The organism is Desulfurobacterium indicum (genome assembly GCF_001968985.1).
GTDB classification, from domain to species: Bacteria; Aquificota; Aquificia; order Desulfurobacteriales; family Desulfurobacteriaceae; genus Desulfurobacterium_A; species Desulfurobacterium_A indicum.
Genome location: NZ_MOEN01000003.1, coordinates 26,022 through 51,374 on the forward strand (window position 1 = coordinate 26,022; position 25,353 = coordinate 51,374).

At 37.1% G+C, this 25,353-nt stretch carries 28 protein-coding genes; 10 read left to right on the forward strand and 18 right to left on the reverse strand.

All coding sequences use genetic code 11. The annotated features are described in order from the left end of the window. Positions 1 to 43 precede the first annotated feature (43 nt). A complete protein-coding gene (locus tag BLW93_RS01285) occupies positions 44 to 535 on the forward strand; it encodes a tetratricopeptide repeat protein (RefSeq protein ID WP_076712306.1) in 492 nt (163 codons plus the stop codon). Here the strand turns inward: BLW93_RS01285 and gatB are convergent, their stop codons facing one another. The 9 genes from gatB to fabF are packed head-to-tail and all read right to left on the reverse strand — an operon-like array spanning position 536 to position 7,922. Beyond that, a complete protein-coding gene (gene gatB, locus BLW93_RS01290; RefSeq protein WP_076712307.1) occupies positions 536 to 1,996 on the reverse strand; it encodes an Asp-tRNA(Asn)/Glu-tRNA(Gln) amidotransferase subunit GatB in 1,461 nt (486 codons plus the stop codon). Positions 1,997 to 2,012: 16 nt separating this feature from the next. Then, positions 2,013 to 2,792 (reverse strand): acyl-ACP--UDP-N-acetylglucosamine O-acyltransferase, encoded by a 780-nt coding sequence (gene lpxA, locus BLW93_RS01295; RefSeq protein WP_076712308.1) that lies wholly within the window; start codon positions 2,790 to 2,792, stop codon positions 2,013 to 2,015. After that, the gene (gene fabZ, locus BLW93_RS01300) at positions 2,789 to 3,232 is read right to left on the reverse strand and encodes a 3-hydroxyacyl-ACP dehydratase FabZ (protein ID WP_076712309.1); all 444 of its coding nucleotides are present in this window, start codon (positions 3,230 to 3,232) and stop codon (positions 2,789 to 2,791) included. The genes lpxA and fabZ overlap by 4 nt, the downstream gene beginning before the upstream one ends. After that, the gene (ispF, locus tag BLW93_RS01305; RefSeq protein WP_076712310.1) at positions 3,229 to 3,711 is read right to left on the reverse strand and encodes a 2-C-methyl-D-erythritol 2,4-cyclodiphosphate synthase; all 483 of its coding nucleotides are present in this window, start codon (positions 3,709 to 3,711) and stop codon (positions 3,229 to 3,231) included. The genes fabZ and ispF overlap by 4 nt, the downstream gene beginning before the upstream one ends. Before the next feature lie 4 nt (positions 3,712 to 3,715). Next, on the reverse strand, positions 3,716 to 4,675 hold the full coding sequence (locus tag BLW93_RS01310) for a response regulator (RefSeq protein ID WP_076712311.1): 960 nt from the start codon (positions 4,673 to 4,675) through the stop codon (positions 3,716 to 3,718). Then, positions 4,672 to 5,376, reverse strand: coding sequence for a hypothetical protein (locus BLW93_RS01315; protein WP_076712312.1), 705 nt, complete (start codon positions 5,374 to 5,376; stop codon positions 4,672 to 4,674). Before BLW93_RS01315 ends, BLW93_RS01310 begins: the two co-directional genes overlap by 4 nt. A 2-nt stretch (positions 5,377 to 5,378) precedes the next feature. Next, positions 5,379 to 5,975 (reverse strand): Maf family protein, encoded by a 597-nt coding sequence (locus BLW93_RS01320; RefSeq protein ID WP_076712313.1) that lies wholly within the window; start codon positions 5,973 to 5,975, stop codon positions 5,379 to 5,381. Beyond that, positions 5,972 to 6,673 (reverse strand): ribonuclease III, encoded by a 702-nt coding sequence (gene rnc, locus BLW93_RS01325; protein ID WP_245791974.1) that lies wholly within the window; start codon positions 6,671 to 6,673, stop codon positions 5,972 to 5,974. Before rnc ends, BLW93_RS01320 begins: the two co-directional genes overlap by 4 nt. A 4-nt stretch (positions 6,674 to 6,677) precedes the next feature. Further along, positions 6,678 to 7,922 (reverse strand): beta-ketoacyl-ACP synthase II, encoded by a 1,245-nt coding sequence (fabF, locus tag BLW93_RS01330; protein ID WP_076712315.1) that lies wholly within the window; start codon positions 7,920 to 7,922, stop codon positions 6,678 to 6,680. Positions 7,923 to 8,083: 161 nt separating this feature from the next. Between fabF and BLW93_RS01335 the strand changes: the two genes are divergently transcribed. From BLW93_RS01335 to hemB, 9 genes are read left to right on the forward strand one after another with little or no spacing between them, the layout of a single operon-like run. Further along, a complete protein-coding gene (locus BLW93_RS01335) occupies positions 8,084 to 8,701 on the forward strand; it encodes a bacterio-opsin activator (protein WP_076712316.1) in 618 nt (205 codons plus the stop codon). A gap of 10 nt (positions 8,702 to 8,711) precedes the next feature. Then, the gene (gene pilB, locus BLW93_RS01340) at positions 8,712 to 10,430 is read left to right on the forward strand and encodes a type IV-A pilus assembly ATPase PilB (protein WP_076712317.1); all 1,719 of its coding nucleotides are present in this window, start codon (positions 8,712 to 8,714) and stop codon (positions 10,428 to 10,430) included. 15 nt (positions 10,431 to 10,445) lie between these two features. Further along, the gene (locus BLW93_RS01345; protein WP_076712318.1) at positions 10,446 to 10,769 is read left to right on the forward strand and encodes a DUF190 domain-containing protein; all 324 of its coding nucleotides are present in this window, start codon (positions 10,446 to 10,448) and stop codon (positions 10,767 to 10,769) included. 4 nt (positions 10,770 to 10,773) lie between these two features. Next, on the forward strand, positions 10,774 to 11,520 hold the full coding sequence (gene aroD, locus BLW93_RS01350; RefSeq protein WP_076712319.1) for a type I 3-dehydroquinate dehydratase: 747 nt from the start codon (positions 10,774 to 10,776) through the stop codon (positions 11,518 to 11,520). After that, positions 11,517 to 12,335 carry a cytochrome C assembly family protein gene (locus tag BLW93_RS01355; RefSeq protein ID WP_076712320.1) on the forward strand — a complete coding sequence of 273 codons (819 nt, stop codon included), beginning with the start codon at positions 11,517 to 11,519 and terminating at the stop codon, positions 12,333 to 12,335. Before aroD ends, BLW93_RS01355 begins: the two co-directional genes overlap by 4 nt. A gap of 15 nt (positions 12,336 to 12,350) precedes the next feature. Beyond that, entirely contained in the window at positions 12,351 to 13,616 is a 1,266-nt protein-coding gene (gene hemA / locus BLW93_RS01360; protein WP_076712321.1) for a glutamyl-tRNA reductase, read from the forward strand. A 17-nt stretch (positions 13,617 to 13,633) separates the two neighbouring features. Continuing rightward, positions 13,634 to 14,563, forward strand: a complete 930-nt coding sequence (gene hemC, locus BLW93_RS01365) for a hydroxymethylbilane synthase (protein WP_076712322.1) — start codon at positions 13,634 to 13,636, stop codon at positions 14,561 to 14,563. Beyond that, positions 14,560 to 15,276 carry a uroporphyrinogen-III synthase gene (locus tag BLW93_RS01370; protein ID WP_076712323.1) on the forward strand — a complete coding sequence of 239 codons (717 nt, stop codon included), beginning with the start codon at positions 14,560 to 14,562 and terminating at the stop codon, positions 15,274 to 15,276. The genes hemC and BLW93_RS01370 overlap by 4 nt, the downstream gene beginning before the upstream one ends. Beyond that, positions 15,273 to 16,268: a porphobilinogen synthase gene (gene hemB, locus BLW93_RS01375; protein WP_076712324.1), complete on the forward strand. Its 996-nt coding sequence runs from the start codon at positions 15,273 to 15,275 to the stop codon at positions 16,266 to 16,268. The genes BLW93_RS01370 and hemB overlap by 4 nt, the downstream gene beginning before the upstream one ends. A gap of 28 nt (positions 16,269 to 16,296) precedes the next feature. On the opposite strand, the gene BLW93_RS01380 is transcribed toward hemB, so the two are convergent. The 9 genes from BLW93_RS01380 to BLW93_RS01420 form a co-directional block, all read right to left on the reverse strand. Beyond that, positions 16,297 to 16,821, reverse strand: a complete 525-nt coding sequence (locus BLW93_RS01380; RefSeq protein WP_076712325.1) for a hypothetical protein — start codon at positions 16,819 to 16,821, stop codon at positions 16,297 to 16,299. Between the two features lie 5 nt (positions 16,822 to 16,826). After that, positions 16,827 to 17,645 (reverse strand): metal ABC transporter permease, encoded by an 819-nt coding sequence (locus BLW93_RS01385; protein ID WP_076712326.1) that lies wholly within the window; start codon positions 17,643 to 17,645, stop codon positions 16,827 to 16,829. Positions 17,646 to 17,647: 2 nt separating this feature from the next. Next, a complete protein-coding gene (locus tag BLW93_RS01390) occupies positions 17,648 to 18,487 on the reverse strand; it encodes a prohibitin family protein (RefSeq protein ID WP_076712327.1) in 840 nt (279 codons plus the stop codon). Next, positions 18,471 to 19,178, reverse strand: coding sequence for a phosphate signaling complex protein PhoU (phoU, locus tag BLW93_RS01395; RefSeq protein WP_076712328.1), 708 nt, complete (start codon positions 19,176 to 19,178; stop codon positions 18,471 to 18,473). Before phoU ends, BLW93_RS01390 begins: the two co-directional genes overlap by 17 nt. 133 nt (positions 19,179 to 19,311) lie before the next feature. Then, positions 19,312 to 19,836: an inorganic diphosphatase gene (ppa, locus tag BLW93_RS01400; RefSeq protein WP_076712329.1), complete on the reverse strand. Its 525-nt coding sequence runs from the start codon at positions 19,834 to 19,836 to the stop codon at positions 19,312 to 19,314. Between the two features lie 52 nt (positions 19,837 to 19,888). Beyond that, positions 19,889 to 20,998, reverse strand: a complete 1,110-nt coding sequence (locus BLW93_RS01405) for an ABC transporter permease (protein WP_076712330.1) — start codon at positions 20,996 to 20,998, stop codon at positions 19,889 to 19,891. Beyond that, positions 20,995 to 22,113, reverse strand: coding sequence for an ABC transporter permease (locus BLW93_RS01410; RefSeq protein ID WP_076712331.1), 1,119 nt, complete (start codon positions 22,111 to 22,113; stop codon positions 20,995 to 20,997). The genes BLW93_RS01405 and BLW93_RS01410 overlap by 4 nt, the downstream gene beginning before the upstream one ends. Beyond that, on the reverse strand, positions 22,094 to 23,947 hold the full coding sequence (locus tag BLW93_RS01415) for an ATP-binding cassette domain-containing protein (RefSeq protein WP_076712332.1): 1,854 nt from the start codon (positions 23,945 to 23,947) through the stop codon (positions 22,094 to 22,096). Before BLW93_RS01415 ends, BLW93_RS01410 begins: the two co-directional genes overlap by 20 nt. After that, positions 23,944 to 25,119 carry an HlyD family secretion protein gene (locus BLW93_RS01420; protein ID WP_076712333.1) on the reverse strand — a complete coding sequence of 392 codons (1,176 nt, stop codon included), beginning with the start codon at positions 25,117 to 25,119 and terminating at the stop codon, positions 23,944 to 23,946. The genes BLW93_RS01415 and BLW93_RS01420 overlap by 4 nt, the downstream gene beginning before the upstream one ends. Positions 25,120 to 25,353: the final 234 nt, after the last annotated feature.

Sequence of the window (25,353 nt, forward strand, 5' to 3'; positions counted from 1 at the left end):
TAATCCTGTAAAATTTCTACATCTTAAAATATGTGGAAAGGGTATGGTTTCAAGGTCTGATCCAAAACTGGAAATAATGCAACTTATTCTGGAAGAGAAATATCCGGAAGCACTAAAAAAGCTAACGGATATTCTTAAAAAAGAACCTAGTAACAAACAGCTTAAAATGCTTTTGTTTGATATATACTACAACATGGGAAATGTAAATAGAGCTGTTGATATTGCCATAGAAACATCACAGTTCTTGCTTGATGAGGGATTTTACGACACGGTAATTGGATACCTCAAAAAAGTTACATACTATGTGAAGCATCCAGAACTATATAAAATCTTATTTCGTGCACTCACCAAACGAAGGCTTGATTATGAAGCCTTTCAGTCTCTTATAGACTTCTGCAAGTATGCAATAGAAAAGCATAAATATCTAAAGGAAGCAGAAAATTTCCTTGATATAGTTATTGACCTTTCTCCAATCCCGTCTCTTGTGGAAGAGGCAAAAAAATTAAAAAAAGCCCTTCAAACGAAGGGCCAATAATTAGTCTATCTCTTCAAGAACTTTAGGAATAAGATCGTTGAGTAGTTTGGGATTAGCTTTACCTCTTGTCTCTTTCATAACCTGACCGATAAGAAATTTAACGGCTTTGGTTTTCTTCTTATCATCACCTTCCTTATACTGTTTAACTGCTTTCTCATTTTTGGAAAGCACATCAAGAATAACCTGCTTTAATGCACCTTCATCAGAAATTTGAACAAGACCTTTTTCTTCAACAATTTTGGAAGGATTTTTGCCTGTTTTGACCATTTCAGGAAGAACATCCTCTTTAGCAACTCTTAAAGAAATTGTTCCTTTATCTACAAGTGAAAGAAGTTCTGCAATATCTTCCGGGTTAACAGATGTGGTGCTTATATCCTGTTTCTCTTCGTTTAACACGCCCAGGAAGTCAGAAATAATTATGTTAGCAACTTTCTTTGCCTCACCGCTGTAAAATTTAGCTGCTTTTTCAAAGAAATCGGCAAGTACCTTTTCTCTTGTAAGAATAGAAGCATCATAAGATGTGATTCCGAATTCAGCTACAAACCTTTCTTTTGTTTCATCAGGTAATTCAGGTAAGGAAGATTTAATGGATTGGAGCCATTCGGAATCTATTATAAGAGGCGGAAGATCAGGTTCTGGGAAATATCTGTAATCTTCAGCTTCTTCTTTTGTTCTCATCGTTTTAGTTATACCTTTCTGTGAGTCATAAAGTCTTGTTTCCTGGACAACTTTTCCGCCGCTTTTAACAAGAGCAATTTGTCTATCTATCTCATACTCTAAAGCTTTTTGTATGAATCTGAATGAGTTAACGTTCTTTATTTCTGTACGAGTTCCAAGTTTATCGCTGCCCTTTGGACGTATTGAAATGTTTGCATCACATCTTAAAGAACCCTCCTCAAGATTTCCATCATTTACACCTATCCAGACAAGAATATCTCTAAGTTTTTGCATGTATAGCCTTGCTTCTTCAGGCGTGGAAATATCGGGTTCACTAACAATCTCTATGAGAGGTGTTCCGGCTCTGTTTAAGTCAACGTATGAATTTTGGTCGAAACCTTCACCGTGAATTGTTTTTCCTGCATCTTCTTCCATGTGTATTCTGCGGATACGGATCTTCTTTTTTGTTCCGTCAGATTTCTCTATCTCCAGCCAGCCATGTTCTGCAAAAGGAAGCTCATACTGAGTTATCTGGTAAGCTTTAGGAAGATCCGGATAGAAATAGTGTTTCCTTGCAAAAACAGAATATTCATTTATCTTACAGTTCAAAGCAAGAGCAGCCTTTACAGCAAACTCAACTGCTTTCTTATTTAATACAGGTAAAGAACCTGGCATTCCAAGGCACACCGGACAAACGTTTGTGTTTGGTGGATCTCCAAATCTGTTCCTGCATGAACAGAAAATCTTTGTTTCTGTTAAAAGCTGAGCGTGCACCTCAAGCCCTATTACTGCTTCGAACTCCATAATCCCTCTCCTTTAATCAAGCTGTACATATACCTCTTTTACTTTCTTCTATAAATTTCAACATTTCTTCTATTTCAGGAAGATCGCCGAACTCATCCCTTACCTTTTCCATTGAAACCTTTAAAGGTTCATCCGTTTTGAACAACATTTCAAAAGCTGTTGTTAAAGCTCTTATTGTCTCCCGGCTGAATCCCCGTCTTTTAAGTCCGATAATATTTATACCTTCAAGTTTTGCCCTGTTTCCAATTGCAACTGTAAATGGTGGAACATCTCTACCAACAGCTGAAGCACCACCTACCATTGCATGTTTTCCTATTCTGACAAATTGATGAACTCCGGTCATGCCTCCAATTATTGCATAATCATCTACTTCAACATGTCCCGCCAGCGTGGCGACATTGGCAAGGATAACATGATTTCCAAGTTTGCAATCGTGAGCAATATGGGAGTAAGCCATAATCAAACAATCTTCTCCAACCTTTGTCACCATTCCGCCACCTTCAGTTCCTCTGTGAATGGTGACATATTCTCTAATAACTGTTCTATTGCCAATAATAACTTCCGAAGGTTCACCTTTATACTTTAAATCCTGCGGAGGAACACCTATCGTAGCTGAATATATCGTGCAACTTTCGCCTATTATTGTCTTTCCTTCAATGACAGCTCCCTGCTTAACAACAGTTCCTTTACCTATTTTAACCTCACCACCGATATAAGAAAATGGACCGATTTCTACACCTTCATCAAGTTCAGCACCCTTTTCTACAACTGCCAGCTTATGAATTTTTACGCTCATTTTTTCACCACTGATGCCATGATTTCTGCTTCCGCAGCAACTTTATCTTCAATATACGCAACACCCTTCATCTTTGAAACACTTGGTTTGAGAATTATAGGCTCAAGAACAAGTTTTAGCTGATCTCCCGGCCTTACAGGTTTTCTAAATCTTGCTTTATCAACACCCATAAAGTAGATAACAACCTCTCCAGCTTTCATCTCGAAAGATTTAAGCATCAAAATGCCACCGACCTGTGCCATAGCTTCGATGATAAGAACACCAGGCATTATTGGATGTCCGGGAAAGTGACCTATAAAGAAAGGTTCGTTAATTGTTACGTTTTTAATGCCCACAATTCTTTTTTTAGGCTCAAATTCTACAATCTTATCAACCAGAAGAAACGGATACCTATGAGGAAGTATCTCTGTAATTTGAAAAATATCAAGCTCTTGATTCAATCTTCACCTCCTTCTATAAGAACTACCGCCTGTGCTGCTATACCTTCTTCCTTTCCTTCAAAACCTAATCTTTCCGTAGTTGTGGCTTTAACAGAAACATATTCTACAGGAATTTCAACAGCAGAAGCTATCTTCTCTCTCATTTCGTTTATATAGGAAGCAAGTTTTGGTTTTTGGGCAATTACAACAGAATCTATATTAACAACTCTATAACCTTTTGAAAACAATTCTTTAACTACTTCCTGAAGTAGTATTAAACTGCTTATTCCTTTATAGGTATCATCACTATCGGGGAAAAGTTTACCAATATCACCGAGAGAAGCAGCGCCAAGAATCGCATCACAAATGGCATGAAGAAGGACATCAGCATCTGAATGACCAAGAAGACCTTTATCATGGGGGATTTTTACTCCACCTATTATAAGCGGTCTTCCTTCTATCAGTCTGTGAACATCGTACCCTATACCTATTCTAAACATGAGGTTACACTAACCTGCTTCTTATGAATTTTTCTATTTCTTCCCTTATTACTTTTTCTGCCATATCAGGTATAACTTCCCACGCAACAGACTTAATAGTCTCTTCCATTTCTTTTCTAAACTCTTTCAGTAATTCCTGTTTTATCTCTTGTTTCAAGCTATTAATATCAATCTGGGAAGGAACAGAAGCAGGAGTCGCTGTGGTCTTTTCAATAACAGTTTCCTCAGTTTTTTGAGAAACCTGAGCGGTTTTTTCTTCAACAGGAGAAATTTCTTCTTTTATTTCTTTATATTCTATTTTTGGCTGTTCTTTGGAAATCCCAAAAGCTTGAGCAAGTTTCTCTTTTTCTACTTTCTCTTCTTCCTCAGTTTCAGGAATTTCCAGAGAAAGCCCTCCTTCAATAGGTTGAATAGCTATGGATTCTTCTTCAGATTGAGGCTCTATAGAAATAGGTTCCAGTTCGGATTCATCATCTATATTAATTAAATTTTCTCCTGAAGGTTCTATCTCTATAATCTCTTCTGTCGGCGTAATCTCTACATCTTCCGCATGCTCCTTCTTCCCACCGGTTAACACTATTCCCGGCTCTTCCTTTTTAACTTCCACTTTTGACTTTTCAAGACGTGCTTCATTTATAAGCCTGAAAAGCTCATCAACCGTAAAAGGTTTCGGTAAGATAAACTTTACACCCATCTGCTTTGCCTTTTCCTCATCAAATCCTTCACTTTTAAGTCCTATGAGAATTACAGGAACTCCCGCCGCTAAAACGTTGGGAATAATTTCATAAGCTTTTCCATTTTTAAGGCTCACATTTATAACTGCTACTTCAGGTTTTTCAGTGTTTACTTTATTTAAAACCTCTTTTAAAGTTTCCGCATGAATTAGCTCTACACCTCTTGGTTTAAGCACCTTTTCCATCAAAGTGTGCCATGTTTTTTTTGCATCTGCATAAAGAACCTTCATTTTATTTCCCTCTCTTTTACCAATTTAATGAGGTCTTCAAGAATCAAAACAAGCTGCTTTGAATTAAGGGCTATTTCATCAATACTTTTCAAGAGATCTTTCTTATCGTCCTCCTTAAATGCATACATCAAACTAATCAAGTCACCCTTCACAGCTTCTTCATTTATCTCTTTAGCCATATTAAGAGCTTCTTTTATCTTATCTACATCTATCGGTTGAGTTTTAGATTCTTCTTTTTTCTTCTTGTTCTCTTCTAAAGATAACTTGATAGCTTCTACTTCAGCTCTAATTATGTCAACTTTATCTTTAATTTTCGTAATCAACTGCTGGTCAAAAACAGTAGAAGGCAGAGAGGCATCAAGAAGATTGTTGAGTTCGGAAATTACATCGTTCAAAGTTTCTGCACTTTTTATTGACAATCCAGATTCTTCAAGATTTACTTTTAATTTTTCTATCTCATCAAGAATCACTTTGATATTTGTCTTTTGTTCATCCAATATTTCTTTAGTTGAAGATGAAACAGTATCTATCAATCGATTAACTTTATCCTGAAGCGATTTAACAATTGTTTCAAACTCTCTCAAAACAGGTGTGTAATCCTTTGCAGGCTTTGATGAAAGCTTACCTATTATAAAGCCTATAACAATACCAATGGCTCCAAAAACCCCTGCTACTATTGTTGTCATTATTCCTGCATCCATAATTATCTACCCACCATTTTTTTAATGTCTATATTGTTGTCTAATAGAATATCATAAATTTTAGCGATAGGTAAGCCCATTACATTAAAGAAGTCTCCTTCTATTCTTTTAACCAAAAGTGCTCCATATCCCTGTATCCCGTAGGCTCCTGCTTTATCAAAAGGTTCACCGGTATTTAAATACCAGGATATTTCACCTTCTGACAAATCTCTAAAAACGACTCCACTTTCTTCATAACCTTTTATTATCTTTCCCGAAGGCAATCTAACAGCAAAACCTGTAATAACGGTGTGTTTTTTGCCTGAGAGCATTTTTAAAAATGTTCGGGCCTTCTCCCTATTTTTAGGTTTTCCAAGGATTTGATTATTAATAACAACTATAGTATCTGCGGCAAGGGCTAATTCTTCACTTTCTTGTTTTTCACAACCGGCTAAGATTTTGGATACGGCATTTTCGACAGCAGTCTTCAAAGGAGTTTCATAAATTCTTTCCATAGCTGAAAATGAACTGTAAACTCTAAAAGGAATTCCTATCATTTTTAATATTTCTCTTCTTCGCGGTGATGAAGAAAGCAAGAGAAACCGCTCGTATCCTTTCATAAAATCCCCAATTTTTCAAGCATTTTTTCAGCTGCGGCCTGTTCAGCTTCTTTTTTTGACTTTCCTTTAGATATAGTTCTTATGTTATTTACCCTGCATTCAACTGTGAATTCTTTTGAATGTTCAGGACCTTCTTCCCTGATAACTTGATACTCGGGAATTGTTTTAAAGTCTCTCTGGGTAACCTCCTGGAGATAACTTTTGTAATCCTTGTATGTTCTTGTATTTTCCAGTATTTGCCACATCTCCTTCAAAAATACATTTTCGAAAATACGTTTTGCCGTTTCAAAATCAGAATCAAGATATATGGCACCAAATAACGATTCAAATACGTCACAGAGAATTGATTCTTTATCTTTACCACCTGATTTTATCTCTCCTCTTCCAAGAAGAATGTAAGAACCGAGATCTACTCTCCTCGCAAGTTTTGCTAAAGAAGGTTCGCTAACCAGAAAAGCCCTGATCTGAGACAGTTCCCCTTCAGTCTTTTGGGGAAATTTCTCAATTAGTTTTTCACTAACTATCAATCCTATTACCGAATCCCCTAAAAATTCCAAAACCTCGTAATTCTCAACTTCTTCCTTTTTTTCAAAAGCATAAGAAGTATGAGTAAGAGCTCTCATAAGGAGCTCTTTATTTCTAAACTGGTAACCTATTTTTTCTTCCAGATGTCTTATTTTATCCAGGAAAAAACCCAACGGCTTACCCTTCCTCATATTTCTTCATAACAAGGCAGGCGTTTGTTCCACCAAATCCGAAATTACTCTTAAGAACATATCTAACATCGGCTTTCTCAGCTTTATTGGGAACATAATAAAGATCACATTCAGGATCAGGCTCTTCATAATTAATCGTAGGAGGAATAATTCCAGTTTTTAATGTAAGAACGGAAGCCACACACTCGACCCCGCCAGCAGCACCTAAAAGGTGTCCTATCATAGATTTAATGCTACTTATCTTAACCTTGTAAGCATACTCACCAAAAACAGATTTTATAGCCATGGTTTCATACATATCGTTAAACTTCGTAGACGTTCCGTGAGCATTGATGTAGGTTATATCTTCTGGCTTGATACCTGCATCGTTTATTGCATTCTTAATAGCTCTCGCCGCTCCTTCACCACCAGGAGCAGGAGCTGTTATGTGATAAGCATCTCCGCTTGTTCCATAACCAACAACTTCTGCAAGAATCGGAGCACCTCTCTTAACCGCATGTTCATATTCTTCCAGTATTAAAATACCACAACCTTCTCCCATCACAAAACCGTCTCTATTCTTTTCAAAAGGACGGCTCGCCTTCTCAGGTTCATCATTTCTTGTGGAAAGAGCTCTTGCAGCTGCAAAACCAGCAACACTTAATGGCGTAATGGCACTTTCAGTTCCACCTGCAATCATAATATCAGCATCACCATACTGGATAGTTCTAAAAGCTTCCCCGATTGCATGAGTTCCTGTAGCACAAGCAGTAACAACAGAAATATTGGGCCCTTTAAAACCAAACCTTATGGAGACAAAACCGGAAGCCATATTTATAATTTCCATCGGAACAAAAAAAGGAGATATTCTTCTTGGTCCTTTCTTCATCAAAATTTCATGTTGTTTTTCAATGGTTCCGATTCCACCTATACCTGAACCAATCAAAACACCCGCTCTCTCGAGATTAATCGAATCAAGATCAAGCTTTGACATCTCTATAGCTTGAACAGATGCAGCAACCGCATATTGAATGAATTCGTCCGTTTTTCTCACATCTTTTTTATCAAAGTATTTGAGAGGATCAAAATCTTTAACCTCTCCAGCTATCTGAACCGGAAAGTCTGAAGCGTCAAACTTTGTAATCCTTGTTATACATGATTTACCTTCTGTAAGATTTTTCCAGAACGTATCGACATCACTTCCTGCAGGTGAAACTACACCTATACCTGTTACAACCACTCTTCTTTTCATGTTCTATCTCCTGAAAACGGTAATTTCTTAAAATTTCAATAACTAAAAAGTTAAGGTAAATTATATAAAATAAAAGCCGTGCAAGGCTATGCAGAAACACAAAACTAACTATAATTTTAAATCAGGCAAAAGAAAATCTCAAATCAAGAGGGGAGGCGGAAATGGTAATAGAGATAAGACCTCAGGAGAAAGATTATGATACCCTTGCTCTTCGTGTATTTTTAAAAGCACTGGAGATTATAGGTGGTCCCAAAAAACTGTTTGAATACAGGAACCTCACATGGGTGCCAAGTTTAATGGAAGCTTGCTATGCCGTTGTTTTAAAAGAAGAGGGGATGAAAACGGAGGATGAAATAGCGGAATTCATAGGAATAACAAAACAAACTGTAAGGAACATGCTCTCTGCAGATCCGGCTCTCGTTTTAAAGAAACTTGAAGGTGAACTTGAAAGTAAAGATGTGAAAGTTCACACCGCAGGAGGTCTGGCCAAACTTGCTTACAGAGAAGTTAAAGAAGGTAGAGATAATGTTCCATTTGTAATATCCGTATGTAAAACATACCTTTCACAGCTATTTGGAGTAGTATGGCCTGTTGAAGTGTTAACAGTAATTAAAGGATTATCTTTCCCACTAGAAGATAGAAACATTTTGAAAGAAAGACTGAAAGGGATCAAAGTTAAAGATAAGTATGCTGAAGAACTGATTGATATGATAGAATTCCCTGTTAGAAGCCCTGCTGACTTACTGCACAAACTTAAAGAGGCTGCCACCAAAGATTAAGGAGTCTTAAATGGACAAGGCAATTCTACAGCAGATTGAGAAAAAACTAACAGAATTGGGCATATCTCCTGAAAAGATTGAAAAAATAAAGAAAACAAACGAAGACTTCTTTGAAGGTCTTATAAAAAATAATCTAATATCTGAAGAGGCACTTTTACAAATACTTTCTCAGGTTTATGGCGTTCCTTCAGTCAATCTGAAAGAATTAACTTTAAATGAAGATATAGTTAAGATAATTCCTCAAAGCACTGCTGAAAAGAACATGCTTTTGCCAATTGGTAGAATAGGCCCCAACCTTAAACTTGCAATGGCCGATCCGTCTGATTTGCAAACCATAGAACGTCTAAGGTTTTCAACAGGTTTCAAAATAGAGCCTTACGTTGCTTTACCTTTCAGAATCAAACAGAAATTAGAAGAAGTTTACGGAAAAATTGAAGAAGACTTTTTTTCAAAATTACGTCAGGAGCTTTTAACGGAAAAAGAAGCAACTGAAATAGAAGATCTCGAAGAAACGCCTATAAAAGAAAATGTCGTATCTCTTGACAACCTGAAGCAGCTTGCCACACAGGCACCTATCGTTAAGCTTGTTAATGCTATAGTTCTTGAAGCTCTTAAAAGAGGTGCCAGTGATATACACATTGAACCTTTCGAAAAAGAGTTGAGAATACGTTACAGAATTGACGGTGTTCTTTATGTCGTAGGAAAATATTCGCCCGAAATTAAAGATGCTGTTGCTGCAAGGTTTAAAGTACTTAGTAACCTGGACATTGCCGAAAAAAGACTTCCTCAAGACGGTAGAATGTCAGTTAAATACAAAGGCAGAAAAATAGATTTCAGGGTCTCCACACTGCCTACAGTTTTCGGAGAGAAAATAGTTCTGAGGATTCTGGACAAAGGTAACCTCCAACTTGACCTTTCAAAACTTGGTCTTGAAGACAGAGAATATAAACTTCTTATGAAAGCAATCAAAGCACCTTACGGAATGATTCTTGTCACAGGACCTACCGGTTCTGGTAAAACCACCACGCTTTACTCTTCTCTTTTAACTGTTAATACTCCAGAAGTAAATATAATGACAGCAGAAGATCCGGTGGAATACAATCTTTATGGAATAAATCAAGTTCAGATAAAACACGAAATAGGATTAGATTTTGCAAGGGTACTAAGAGCATTTTTGAGACAGGACCCAGATATCATAATGGTTGGTGAGATAAGGGATAAGGAAACGGCTCAAATTGCCGTTGAATCAGCTCTTACCGGTCACCTTGTATTTTCAACACTTCACACCAACGATGCTCCAAGCACGGTAACAAGACTGCTGGATATGGGAATAGAAGCATTTCTGGTTTCTTCTTCTGTCCTGCTCGTTATAGCTCAGAGACTTGCCAGAAAAATCTGTCCAAAGTGTAAAGAACCATACAAATATCCAATTGAAGTGTTGATGGAAGTAGGCTTTTCAAAAGAAGAAGCAGCAACCATACAAACATATCGAGGAAAGGGATGCGACTACTGTAACGGCACAGGTTACAAGGGCAGAGTCGGTTTTTACGAAGTTTTAGAGATGTCACACAAAGTTAGAGATGCTATATTAAAAGGTAAAACCAGTGATGATATTCGCCAGATTGCCATTCTTGAAGGAATGAGAACATTGAGAGATATAGGTAGAATAAAGATCATAAAAGGTGATACAACACCTGAAGAAGTTCTAAGAGTTACAAGAGAGTATTAAGATCCGGAGGAAACAATGAAAAAAGAAAAGCTACTCAGAATATTCATAGACAGTGAAGATAAATATAATGGAGAACCTCTGTGGAAGTTTATACTAAAATCTGTGAAAGAAAAAGGACTTGCCGGGGCAACCGTTTTAAAAGCAGCAGCAGGAATAGGCTCTCATTCAGAAATACATACTGCAAATGTTTTAGCCCTTTCTTTTAATCTACCACTTGTGATAGAGATAATAGACGAGGAAGAAAAAATAGAAAACTTTGTTAAATTTATAGATACCATACTTGAAGAAGGACTGGTAACCATTCAGGACGTAAAAGTAAAAATTTACAGGCACAGGTAGAAAGATGCAGCTGGGAACAGTAGAATTAGGGAAAATACCAAGAGTTATACTTGCAATTAATGACGACAATTTGGAAGAAAAACTCTTCAAAGCAAGAGAACTGAAAATAGATCTGATAGAAGCACGAATAGATTTACTTAAAAACTTAAGCAAAGAAAACATAAAACGTTTTCTTGACACTATAGGAGATTTTGGATTTTACACTGTCGCAACTGTCAGACCCATGTGGGAAGGCGGAAAATTTTCAAAGGATGAGGAAAAAAGATTAAACACTATAAAAGAAGTGGCAGAACATCCAGTTGTTGCTGCAATAGATATAGAACTGCGGGCAGAAAAGATTATAAAGAGAGTAATCACTTATACTAAGAGCCTGCGAAAAAAAGTGATAGTTTCTTTTCACGATTTTGAAAAAACTCCATCTTCCGATGAAATATTAAACATTGCCAGCAGAGCAAAGGAAATCGGCGGTGACATTGTTAAATGCGCTTTTAAGGCAAATAGCATTCAAGATGTAAGCAATACAGCCTGCACAATGAAATCCATTGATATGCCTAAAATATTTATGCTTATGGGAGATAAAGGAAGTATTTCCAGAGTAGACGGCTTCTTTTTCGGCTCTCTTTTAACCTACACATTTTTCGGAGAATCAGTGGCTCCCGGTCAGATAGAAGCCGAAAACCTGATAAAATTACTGATGAAATTCTATCCTGATTACAGAAAAGAGAAATTGAAAACGGAAAAGGTAATATGAGCATTCTAAATACACAAAGTGTAGGATTAACGACACTAATACTTTATCTCTTATCAACATTTCACTATTTACTTTTCCTGACAACGAGAAAAGATAAAATAGCAACTGTAGGACTTTACGCCAGCAGAATAGGTTTTCTGACAAACGGACTTTTCATTATTCTGCTAATCATGGAAAAAGGTAGCAGTGTCCTGTTTACACCCAAAGGAGCTTTCGCACTGCTGGCCATCTCGGTAATCTCTGTTTTTCTTTACTTTTCAACCAAATATCGTTTACACGTTTCCGGGATATTCCTCACTCCCTGGGCAACACTTTTCATGGGAGTTTCCCTATTTTCAAAAGGTATTCCTAAAAACGTATTTCCTCTTGGGACAGTAGGAACCATACACATAATAAGCGCATTTTTAGGATATGCAGCTTTCATGTTCTCTACAATTGTTTCAATACTTTATCTTATACTTGAAAGTCAGCTCAAAAAGAAAAAATTTTCCGTTTTTTACCATAAAGTTCCATCTTTAAGGCTTCTTGAAAACATTATATACAAAAGTATCACTGTAGGATTTACATTAATAACACTCTCCATGTTTTCCGGAGCTATCTGGTCACAGAAACTATTTGGAACTTACTGGAGCTGGCATCCAAAACAGGTAGCTACACTGATAACCTGGTTTATTTATGCAGCAATTCTCCACCTTTATATCGGTGGAAAGTGGCACGGAAAAAAACTTTGCTATCTTTCCATTGCAGGAACAATTCTTATTGTGATAGACTTTATCGGTATAAATCTATTATTTAAAGGAGTTCACTCTTTTTGATTACGAGGTTATTAAATGGGTGACCTAAAACTATGCGTAGCTGGTATGAACCATAAAACAGCACCGGTAGAAATAAGAGAAAAATTTGCCCTAAAAGATGAAAAACTCGAAGGAGCTATTTTAGAGTTAAATTCTCTTCCGTCAGTTGACGAATGTATGATCCTCTCCACATGTAACAGAGTTGAATTCTATTTTGTTACAAGAAACGATAATCCGTTTCTTTCTGTCAAAACCTTTCTGTCAAAACTGAGTGGCTTATCAGAAGATGAATTAAACAAGTATCTCTACTTCAAAAGCCAAGAAGAAGCGGTAAGACATGGTTTCCGCGTTGCTTCCAGTCTTGACTCAATGGTAATAGGAGAACCTCAAATCATTGGCCAGTTTAAAGACGCATTTGCCAAAGCAAAAGAAATGGGAACGGCCGGCGTTGTAATAAACAGATTCTGCGAAACAGCACTTAAAGTATCCAAGAGAGTTAGAACAGAAACCGGCATAGCAAGAAATGCCGTATCGATAAGTTTTGCAGCAGTCGAACTTGCAAAAAAAATATTCGGATACCTCTCTGATAAAAACGTGGCAATTATCGGTGCTGGAGAAATGGCTGAACTTGCCGTTAAACACCTGATAACCTCCGGTGTGAACAAAGTCTTTGTTGTAAACAGAACTCTCGAAAAAGCGGAAAAGTTAGCTAAAGAATTTGGTGGTAAAGCATTTAAGCTTGAAGAAATAGAATCTGTACTGACAATGGCAGACATCGTCATAAGCTCCACAGGAGCACCAGGATACGTTATAACAAAAGAGATGATTGAAAAAGTTGAGAGCAAACGTCATGGAAGACCTTTATTTTTAATAGACATCGCTGTTCCAAGAGACATAGATCCTGCAATAGATAAAATCGAAAATGTCTATCTATTTGATATAGATAACCTTAAAGAGGTCGTAGAGGCAAATCTGGAAGAGAGAAAGAGAGCAGCCAAAGAAGCAGAAGGAATAATAGAGGGATGTGTCCATAGATTTTTGCATTGGTTGAAAGAACACGAAGTTGCTCCGCTTATAGCTGAGCTTAAACAGAAAGCTGAAAGAATAAGAAAGGAAGAGCTTGCCAAAAGACTATCAAAGATGAATCTTACGGAAGAACAAAAAGAACAGGTTGATTACCTGACACAAATAATAATAAATAAGCTTTTACACACTCCAATAACTACATTTCGTCAAAAAGCGCCAGATGAAAAAGCTTACATAAAAGTATTCAGAGAAATTTTCGGTTTAACAAAAGAGTAAACTTTCGGAGGAATCAGTTGAAAATCAGAATAGGAACAAGAAAAAGCAAGCTTGCGTTATGGCAATCAGAATGGGTAAAAGCCCAAATACAAAAAAAGTATCCGGAAATAGAAGTTGAGCTTGTGAAAATTGTAACGAAAGGAGATAAAATTTTAGATGCTCCTCTTGCGAAAATAGGCGATAAAGGTCTATTTACAAAAGAGATAGAAGATGCAATGCTTAAAGGAGAAGTAGATATAGCTGTCCACAGTCTCAAGGATGTGCCCAGCATTTTACCCGAAGGACTTAAATTACTAGCCTTTTCCCACAGAGAAGATCCGAGAGATGCCTTTCTGTCAAATGGCAAATTTACGTTTAAAACACTGCCTGAAGGGGCAAAAGTAGGAACAAGTTCATTAAGAAGAAAAGCACAGCTAAAACGTCTAAGACCCGATCTCAAAATAGAAGATCTTAGAGGAAACGTAGATACAAGAATCAGAAAACTTAAAGAAGGACAATACGACGCAATAATCCTCGCCGCTGCCGGCGTTAAAAGATTGGGGTTTGACGCAGAAATAGATGAAATCCTTTCACCTGATATAATGATTCCTTCTGTTTCTCAAGGCATTCTGGGAATAGAAGGAAGAGAAAACGACCTGAAAATAGAAAAGATTGTAAGAGATGTTATCAACGATGAAAATAGCGAACTTGCCGCAGCTGTGGAAAGAGCATTTCTCAAAACGGTTGAAGGCGGTTGTCAGGTTCCAATGGGATGCTATGCCGAAGTAAAAGAAAAAGGTATATACGTAAGGGCATTTATCGCCAGCCTCGACGGGAAAACATTTCTTAAAGAGGAAGGGCTTTTCCCGAAAGAAAATCCCAGAGAAACAGGAAAGAAAATAGCAGAAAGACTCCTGAATCAAGGCGGGAAAGAGATACTTGAAAATCTCAAAGAGGAAACAAAATGAGGGCCTTCTTTCCCTCAAAACTTTCCCGAGAGCAGATAACGATACTCAATAAACAGGGAATAACTCCCGTAACTATTCCTTTAATAAAAACCGTTTCTCTTCCGTTTCCAGCAGAAATTGTAGAAATTTTCAGACCTGACTTTATCGTATTCTCAAGCAAAAACGGCGTTAAACATTTTTTCTCCAGAATTTCGGTTGACCACATTCAAAACACCAAAGTAATAGCCGTTGGAAAATCAACTGCAAAGTTATTAAAAGATAGAGGAATAGAACCGCTAATTCCCGAAAGCTTTAGCGGTGAAGGTCTTATAGAACTGATAAAAAAGAACAAACTCAAGGGAAAGTTTTTGCTGATAAAACCTAAAAAAGCAAGAAACCTGTTACCCGAATTCCTGAAAAAAGAAGGAAACATCGTCCAAGAAGTTATAGCCTATGAAACCGTAACAAATACGGAAGCAGCAGACGAAATGGCAAGAGAGGTAGCAAAGGGATTTGAAATAGCCACTTTCACAAGCCCGTCAACGTTCAAAAGTTTCTTAAAACTATCAGGAGAAAAAGGGAAACAACTGCTTAGAAAAACAAAAATTATTCCGATAGGACATGTAACTGCAGAAGCAATACAAAAAACCGGCTTTAAAGTATGGAAACTACCGCAAGAATATACGTTAAACGGTATAATCAAACTGATAATAGAATATGGAGGGAAAAGATGATAACTGGAAAATTTCCTCAACTGAGGTTAAGAAGATTAAGGAAGAATGAAAACATTAGAAGAATGGTTAGAGAAACAAATCTAAGTGTTGATGATCTAATCTATCCACTATTCATTGTTGAAGGTGAAGGAATAAAAGAAGAGATTAAATCAATGCCGGGACAGTTCAGATATTCAATCGATAAAGTTGTTGATGAAGTAAAAAAAATTAAAGAACTGGGAATACCGGCAATTATCCTTTTCGGAATACCGGAACACAAAGATGAACTTGGCTCTGACAGCTTTTCCGACAACGGTATAATACAACGCTCCATCAGGACCATAAAAGAAGCTGTTCCAGAAATGTATGTAATTACTGACGTCTGCTTCTGTGAATATACATCTCACGGCCACTGTGGATACCTTAAATGTAACGGAAATATATGTGATGTTGATAACGATAAAACACTTGAGCTGCTTAAAAAACAGGTTGTATCACACGCCAGAGCTGGAGCTGACATGGTAGCTCCGTCAGGTATGATGGACGGTATGATAAAAGCAATTAGAGAAGGTCTAGACGAAGCTGGATATACAGACATTCCGATTATGTCATATGCAGCAAAATATGCATCTGCTTACTACGGACCGTTTAGAGATGCAGCAGAATCTGCTCCGTCTTTTGGAGACAGAAGAAGTTATCAGATGGATCCAGCTAACATAAACGAAGCTTTAAGAGAAGTTGCTCTTGACATTGAAGAAGGAGCCGATATTGTTATGGTAAAACCAGCTCTTTCCTACATGGACGTTATTAAAGCAGTAAAAGATACATTCAAATATCCAACAGCAGCTTACAATGTAAGCGGTGAATACTCCATGATAAAAGCTGCAGCAGCAAATGGATGGATAGATGAGAAAAGAGTTGTTCTTGAAACCCTTTTATCAATGAAAAGATCCGGTGCCGATATCATTCTTACATACTTTGCAAAAGACGTTGCTAAGTGGCTTAGCGAATAATTGGGGGATTCTTCCCTCTTTTTTATTTTTATGTGTTAAAGGAATATTTCATAGCATTGTATAGAAACATAAGAACGCCATTCACATCTTCACTACTTCTGGGATCACATGAAAGCACAGGTAAATTAAACTTAGAAAGCTTTTCAACATTAAAACCGGGATTAATATCTCTTTTTGTCAAAAGTATTAACTTTTTTGCCTTATCCCATGAAGGTGTTTTTGAGAAAAAATCAACATAAAATTCAGTTTCACTTAACGGAAGTTCGGCTGAATGAAGCAAGAGAATAGCATCATAATCGCTCCCAAGTGTATCCCAGAGAAAAGAAAACCTTTTCTGTCCAGGAAGGCCGACAAGAACAAAATCTACACCGTTAAGATTAATATGAGATATATCAAGTCCTATTGTTGTGGTGCCGGATAGCTCTTTAATCTCTTCAGGATCAAAGTTTGAAACTTCCACGCCGTCATATGCTTCTCTGTTAGCCGTCCTTATAAAAGTTGTTTTTCCAGAATTAAATGGGCCAGCTACAAGAACCTTTATTTTGTTATCCATTAGAATTAGAACCTCCTTCTTTTTATATATGATAACAAAAATAATAAGAAAGATACAAGCGTAATGGTTGAACCTGAAGGGACGTTAAAAGTTAAAGATAGAATTACTCCCAAAAATGCCGAAGTAAGGCCGAACAAAATAGACAGAACAATCATTCTTCCAAAACTATCAGTAAGTTCATAAGCTGAAGCAGGCGGCATAACAAGAAGGGAAAAAACGAGAAGAGCACCTACCGCCTTCATTGCTCCTATAACCGCAACAGTAATAAACGACGTTGCCGTAAAGGTAACAATCTCTACGGGAATACCTGAAGCTTTTGCTATCTCTTCGCTGAAAACAGTCAGGTATATCTCTTTATAGAAAGAAAAAGTTAAAATAGCTATTAAAACAGCTGTTATAGCCAGTATCCAGACATCACTGCTTTCCACCATTAAAGGACTTCCGAAAAGATAATAAAGGGCTTCCGATCTATATTTCCCTGAAATTCCAAGGAAAAGAACGGCAAGTCCCATACTTGTAGCAAAAAGAATACCTATAGTTGCATCAAACGTGAGGCGACCTTTATAGCTTAAAAACCATATTGCAGACGAAGCTACAAAAGCAAAAAGAAACCCCCAGAAAAGCGGAAAGCTTCCCAGTAAAAGACCAAAGGCTATACCAGCAAAGGCAATATGAGCCAGCCCTGCCCCTATAAAAGACATCTTACGTAGAAAAACATAAACACCAACTATCGAACAGATAAAGCCCGAAAGCACCGAGCCGATTAACGCCTTGATGAATATACCATACTTTAAAAACTCTAAAGGATTTTCTACACTTATCATTTTTAGTTTTTATTTAAATTCAGCAAAGGCACAAGATTTTTATCATAAGGAGTAATTATAAAGGTATTATTCGGACCGTTAGCAAGACTTTTTATCGTTTGCAGATAATACCATTGAAGGTAAGCTTTTGAGAGAGAATCAGCAATTATCTTATTCGATTCGGCTATACCTTTTGCCTCCGTTATTTTCCTTTCGGCTTCAAGTTTTTCCTTCTCTATAACAAACTTCATCTTCTCTGCTTCTTCTTTCGCTCTTAGCTTCTCTTCTATCTTTTCAACAACCTTTGAAGGAAGCTTAACGTTTCTCAAAAGCACATCAACAACCTGAATATTGTCACTCTTTAAACGATTTTTAATCTCGTCAAAGATCTTTTTTTGAAGTTCTGCCCTTTTAGACGAATACAAATCTTCGATTTTATACTGAGCAACAATATTTCTCACTGACTCCCTTGCTATCGGAACAATAAGCTTATCCGCATAATCTTCACCAAAATTCTTGTATATTTCATCCGCTTTTGAAGGCACTATTCTGTATAAAACAGTAACATCCAAAACGGCAGGTAACCCCTCTATACTAAGAGCAGAAATTGGATTTCGCGTCCTCTGAGTCATATCAATTTTTTCAACCCTTGTTGAGAAAATGACTACTTTATCCGCCCCGGGAATAACAAGATGGAACCCTGGATAAAGCTCCTCTTTATCTATTTTTCCCAACCGCAACCTTACCCCCACTTCCCCAGCATCAATTGTAATAAAACAGTTAAGAAGAAAAATAATAACTCCGAAAAACAAGATCATTACAATTATCGGACGGGCGGGAAGCTTCTTACTCTTTTCCTCCATCGTCTTTCTTCTCCTCTTGTTCCCTTAGCCACTTTAAAGCCTTCTGATGCTTTATAATCTCACCGGTTTTCATATAAACAGCGTATTCGGCAATATTCGTGGCATGATCACCAACTCTTTCAAGAGAACGTGTAACAAGTATTAATCTTAAAGCTATGTGAGCCGTCTTTGGATCACTCTCAACAATTTCTATAAGTTCATCAGTAATTCTTGCATAAAAACTATCGACTATATCATCTTTTTCTATCACTTCCTTGGCCATTTCTATGTCACCCTTCAAAATAGAAAGAATGGCATCTTTAAGCATCTCCTTAACTATTATTGCCATACGCGGAAGATCAACGTAAGGCTTTATAGGCGGATATTCTGAAAGATAAATAGCTATTTCACAAATATCTCTTGCCAGATCTCCTACCCTTTCAAGATCCCCTATACTCTTTAAAATTGATACAACAAATCTCAAATCGGAAGCCTCAGGTTGGTAAAGGGCAAAAATCCTCACGCATTTTTCTTCAATCTCAAGCTCTTTAAGGTCAATCAACTTATCATACTCATAAGTGGAACGTGCCTTCTCTGCATCTCTTTCTATCAAAGCTTCCATGGCTTCCGAAATGATTCTCCTTGCCATATCAGAAATTTCGATAAAATCTCTCTTTAACTCGTCAAGTTCTTCAACATATTTGTTCACCATAAGGACAAATCCTCCCTGCTTTTATTTTGTCAACAGGAATAAGTATAAGATATAAATTATGAATTTTTTTTAAATTTGGAAGTAAAAAGGAAGGAAATGGAAGAGGCTATACCACCTCTTCCAAACGGAAAGATTAACCTTTGTAATTCTCTACAGCCCTTACTATAAGAGCTTTAGCTTCTTCAGAACCTTTGTATTCTTTTAGCTTCACCCACTTACCTGGTTCAAGATCTTTATAATGCTCAAAGAAATGCTTAATCTCGTTAAGAACAGCCTCCGGAAGATCTGTTATCTCTTTAACATCTTTATACTTAAGATCGAGTTTATCCACAGGAACTGCAAGAATTTTCTCATCCTGACCACTCTCATCTTCCATTATCAAAACGCCAATAGGCCTGCATCTTATAACACTTCCAGGAACAACCGGAGCTCTTGAGATAACTAAAACATCAATTGGATCACCGTCATCGGCAAGAGTGTTAGGAACAAATCCGTAATTTGCAGGATAAAACATCGGTGTAAATAGAAATCTGTCAACAAAAACAGCTCCGCTATCTTTGTCAACCTCATACTTAATGCTGGAACCTTGTGGAATTTCAATTACCGCATAGATGTCTTCCGGAACATTTTTCCCTGCCGGGATTTTTTTTACATCCATCTTCTCCTCCTAAAGTTGTTTTTCTGAATTTTACACTATACAAAGCATCAACCTAAACCTTTTTGGATAAAAAGTAACTGCCGGCAAAAAAGACAATAGAACCTAATATTAGTAATCCTGCAAGATCGGGCAGTATCGCGGAAAGAGAGAGTCCTTTGATTAATATTCCAAAAGCACCATCTATGTAATATTTTAGAGGCGAAAGATAAGATAGGTATTGAAGAACTTTAGGCATAGCTTCTATGGGTGTCCAGGAACCAGAGAGGTAAAGTATTGGAACAAGCACGAGAACTGAAAGCTGAGATACCTGAAGCATATTTTCAGAAATTGCAGCTATAAACATGGATAGACCAGAAGCAGCAAATACAAAAACAAGCGTAAAGACGGCAAAATCAAGTAAATTTCCTTTTACTGGAATTCCCAAAACACCCTTAACCATGAAAATCATCGAAAACATCGTGCAGAGCAGTATTACTACCGACATTGCAACAACTTTTGCAAGCATAAAAGTGTAGTTGTGAACTGGAGAAACCACTAACATTTCTATGTTTCCTCTCTCTTTTTCCCTTATGATTGCAGCAGAGGGAAGAATGAGAAGAAACAGAGTAACAACCGTCAGTAGCTCGGAAATCCCCATAAAATTTTTACTTGAGGCATTTTGATTAAAATAAAGTCGGGCATCAGGCTCTATCAATCCAACACCGCTTTTAAAAGGGAAATGCTCCATTATAAAATTGTAGGTAATTTGTGCAGCATAAGCGGAAAAAAGATAACTTGCCACTATTTCAGCACCGTTTATTATCATACCTATTTCAGCTCTTCCTTTTTTGAAATCTCTTTCAAAATTGTCAGGAATCTTTATAACAGCAATGGCTTTATCTTCCAGCAGCTTATCTTCCAGCAGCTTATCATTTAAAACATAGCCCTGAAAATTGAAGTAAGGTTTATGAAACTTGTAAACATACTCCCTTGAAATTGGAGTCATATCATAATCCTGAACGAAAAATTTTGCATTTCTAAGAGTAAGACTTATTCCGGTAGCAGCAAAATATATGTCAAGCGTAAAAGCATATATGGCAAATATGAGCAATCCTTTACTTCTGATAAATTGAAGAAGTTCTTTGTAAATAAGCGTTGAAAACCTACCGAAAAACTCTTTCATCTTTCCCTCTTTCTAAAAAGCCTCACATTAAGAGCGAAAAATAGCACATAAAAACTCACCAATGCTGCAACATGAGGAATTAGAGGTAAAATTCCAGCGTCTTTGAAGAAACAGGATTTTAAGATCTTCATATAGTAGTAAGTAGGGATTATATGAGCCATTAAAAGACCGTTCTTGTTCATGGCACTTATAGGTGTCATATAACCAGAATAGAGAATGGAAGGAACAATCGTCAGTATTATAGAGCCAACAAAAGCAGAAACCTGAGTATTTAAAAAAGTCGAAAGAAGAAGTCCGAAAGCTGATGCAACAAAAATAAAAAGAATAGAAGCCAGCAAAAAGAAAAGAAGATTGCCTTTAAAAGGCACTTTAAAAACGAACAATGTCATTAAAAATATCATCAAAAAGTTTATGAAAGAAACAATAACCGTGTAAATTTGCTTGCCCAAAAGAAATTCAACCTTTGTAATCGATGAAGTGTATATGTTATAAATTGAACCTCTTTCTTTCTCTTTAGCAATTAAAAGAGATGCCATAACTGCCGGTGACATAAAAAGAACAACTGCCATCGTTCCCGAAGCCATCAAGTATTCCTGTTTTAAGTTTTCATTAAACCAGTACCTTGTCTTTAAACGCACCGGTAGAGAAACATTGGTCACCTTTGCCAGACGATCAAGATTCATCTGATTAATAACTGCAGTAACGTAGCTTTTAGCCATCTCTCCCCTGTACGGAAAAGTGCCATCAACAATGATGAAAACTTTTTTGTTCTTACCGCTTTTTATGTCTTTTTCAAAATCTGGCGGAATAACCAGACCAAATCTTGCTTTGTTATCTAGTATAAGTTTATCTATTTGCTTTTCGGAATTTACTTCTCCAAGAAAATGGAAATACTCTTTTGTAGCGGAAAGCTTATACACAAGTTCTCTACTCAAGCTGGAATGATCATAATCTACAACAACAAAAGGTATCTTATCAACATCCAATCTCATACCGTAACCGAAAATAAGCATCATTGTAACAGGCACTACAAAAACCACAATCGTCCCTATTCTATCTTTAATCATCTCCTTAAACTCTTTAACAACTATCGTTTTAATCTTCCGTAAATTCATGTTCCCTCACAGCATATACAAATACATCTTCCATAGAAATTGGAGCTTCCTTCATATAAACAACATTAACACCTGCTTTCTTCAAATCTTCAGAATTTAAAGAAATTCTGGAATATATTCTGATTCTCCTCCCGTATAAAACTGCATTAAACCCATTCGCCAGGAGCTTATCCACATCAGAAAAGGGATTTTCTGTTTTTACTTCATAGATTTTCCCTATTTTCTTTAAAGTCTCTGACTTTAAGTAAGGAGGAGTTCCAAAGGCAATCATTTTTCCTCTATTCATTAACAAAATTCTGTCGCAATATTCGGCTTCATCCATATAGTGAGTGGTTACTATTATAGTTACACCTATTTCTCTGGCGAGAAAACGTATTATCTGCCAGAACGCATCTCTCTCTGCAGGATCAACGCCGGATGTAGGTTCATCGAGAAACAGAACCGCAGGACCGTGAATCACAGCACACATAAGAGCCAAACGCTGTTTAATACCTAACGGTAAATCTTCGACAATAGTGTCCCTATACTTCTCAAGACCAACAAGAGAAATAGATTCTTCTATTCTCTCTTTCAAAACATCTGTTGCAAGGTTATATATCTTTCCCCACAGGAAAAGGTTCTCATAGACAGTTAAATCAGCATAAAGAGAAAATTTCTGAGACATATACCCTATTACTGTTTTTATTTTTTCGCCTCTCATTCCGGCTATTTCACAAACACCGGAAGTCGGATTGTAAAGTCCCGTCATAACCTTTATGAGAGTTGTTTTTCCAGCACCGTTAGGCCCCAACAATCCGAAAATTTCTCCCTTCTTAACGGTAAAAGAGATGTGATCAACAGCCGTAAAATCTCCAAATTTCTTAACAAGATCTTTAACAACTATAGCATCTTCAGGCACGGGAAAATCAATGAAAAAAAATGGCTTTAAAACAACTCTCTTTAATCCCGTTTTAAGCAAAAAGACATCCTCGACTCCTGGCTCAACTTTTTTAAGTTTAAGACGAAGGCTTTTTAATTCTACGGGTTCCTTATCTGTAACAAATCTGAGCACACTGCCTTTCAGTCTGGGAATCTTGTAAAATCTCCAAGCAATTTCATAGGCCTTTTCAACATCCTCCCCTTCGGCTTCATAAACGGTTAACTCTTCTTCAAACAGCTCTTCGGGATTTGCAGTAACTATAATTTTTCCGTTCTTCATTATTGAAAGGACCGTGCTCCTTTCAGCTTCGTCAAGGTAAGACGTAGAAATTACAGCCGTTATACCTTCATCTTTCACAAAGTTATAAATAAGCTTCCAGAGTTCTCGCCTTGAAACCGGATCTACTCCCGTGGTAGGTTCATCGAGAATAATAATCTCAGGAGTGTGAATAAGACTGCAACAGATCCCGAGCTTTTGCATCATTCCACCGGATAGTTTCCCGGCTTCTCTTTTTCTAAAAGGAAGCAACCCTGTGGTTTTTAAGAGGAGGTTTTTTCTCTGTTCTCTAACATCTTCAGGAACATCGTGAAGATCTGCGAAAAAATCGATGTTCTCTTCAACCGACAAAGTGTGATATAGATTTAAACCAAGACCCTGAGGCATAAAGGCTATTTTATCTTTAAGCTTCTCAGCAACCCTGTCATCTTTTATATCAATGCCAAACAGTCGGACTTCACCATCATCATATTCAAGGACACCCGCAATGGTTTTAAGTGTCGAGGATTTACCTGCCCCGTCAGGTCCCACAAATATGTAAATGTCCTGCTTTTTGACAGAAAAAGAGATACCATCAACAGCTACTATTTTTCCCTTATTGTAAGTTTTTCTCAGGTTTCTAACATCAACAACATTCATTTCCCAATCTCTATGTAACCATCAGCAGGCATACCGGGCTTTAAAACATGATCAGGATTTGATTTAAGCTTAAGTTTTACACCGAAAACTTCTTTTACCCTTTCCTCTTTCGTCTGAACTTCCTTCGGTGTAAATTCAGCTTTTTGAGCGATATAACTAACATATGCGGGAAACTTCTTACCAGGATAAGCATCTACCTCTACATAAGCAGGTTGTTTAAGGTGAATAAGTCCTACCTTTTTCTCAGGAATAAAGCCTTTTAAATAAAGCTTGTCCATGTTAACTATTGAAAAAAGGCGAAATCCTGCGGGAATCACTTCACCAACATTCACATATTTCACGGTAATAGTTCCATTTACCGGTGCTTTTATTACTGTATCTGATAAATGAGCTTCCGCTTCATCAACAACCGCCTTAGCCTGATTGACTCTATCTAAAAAAGCAAGATACTCTTTCTCTTTTGCCTTTACAGTTGCCTTTAAAGCGTCAATCTCATTATCCAGTGAAGCAATATCACTGTATTTACTCTTAACAATTTCCACACCTGCTTTCGCTATCTTTACGGCCTTTTTAGCTTTCAAAAGGTTTTCCTTTCCACTTTCAAAATCAGCTTTTGCAACCTTAAAAGCCATAACCGCCTTATCAAATTCAGAACGGGGTATTATCTTTTTTTCATAAAGTTTCTTAAACCTTTCATAGTCAGCTTCCGCCTTTTCATAAACAGCTTTTGCCTTCTTTAAAGCCTCTTCAGCTAAAGCAACATCTTTATTAGCCATAGACTCTTTTTCTCTGGCTATCTTTAACTGAAAATCAAGCTGACTCTTCAAAGAATTTCTCTTATCTATCAAAGCTGCTAAACGTTCTTTATAGGCGTTTACCTCTTGCTCCTTTGCCTGAGCTGCCTTTTGTGCAGCTTCAAAAGCGGCTTTTGCCTGCTCAACCCGTGCAAGGACAGCCTTTGAATCCAGAATCGCAAGCGTTTCGCCTTTTTTAACGTTATCTCCCTCATCAACGAAAATCTTTGTAACTCTTCCGGGAACTTTAGTCCCCACGTCTATCTCATCTCCTTCTATCCTACCGCTTACATAAACATTCTTTTCCGCTTTCTGAAAAAGAGAACAGGAACCTGTTAAAACCATTAAAAAAGCAAACAAAGGTATAAATCTCTTCATATCTCTCTCCGTTGAACCATGATTCACTATTCGTTAAAGTATAAAAAATAAAAGCTCTTAAAGTCAACTTTAACCACAGTTGACGACCAGGACTAACAGGAATACATTCCAGCCTAAACAGAGTAGGGAGTTTCTAATGACCTGGGTTAGTCTTGGACTTACACTTATTATAGGATTTGCACTGTTCACTTCCACAGCGTGGGGCATTTATAAAACATACAAAATTCACAAAAG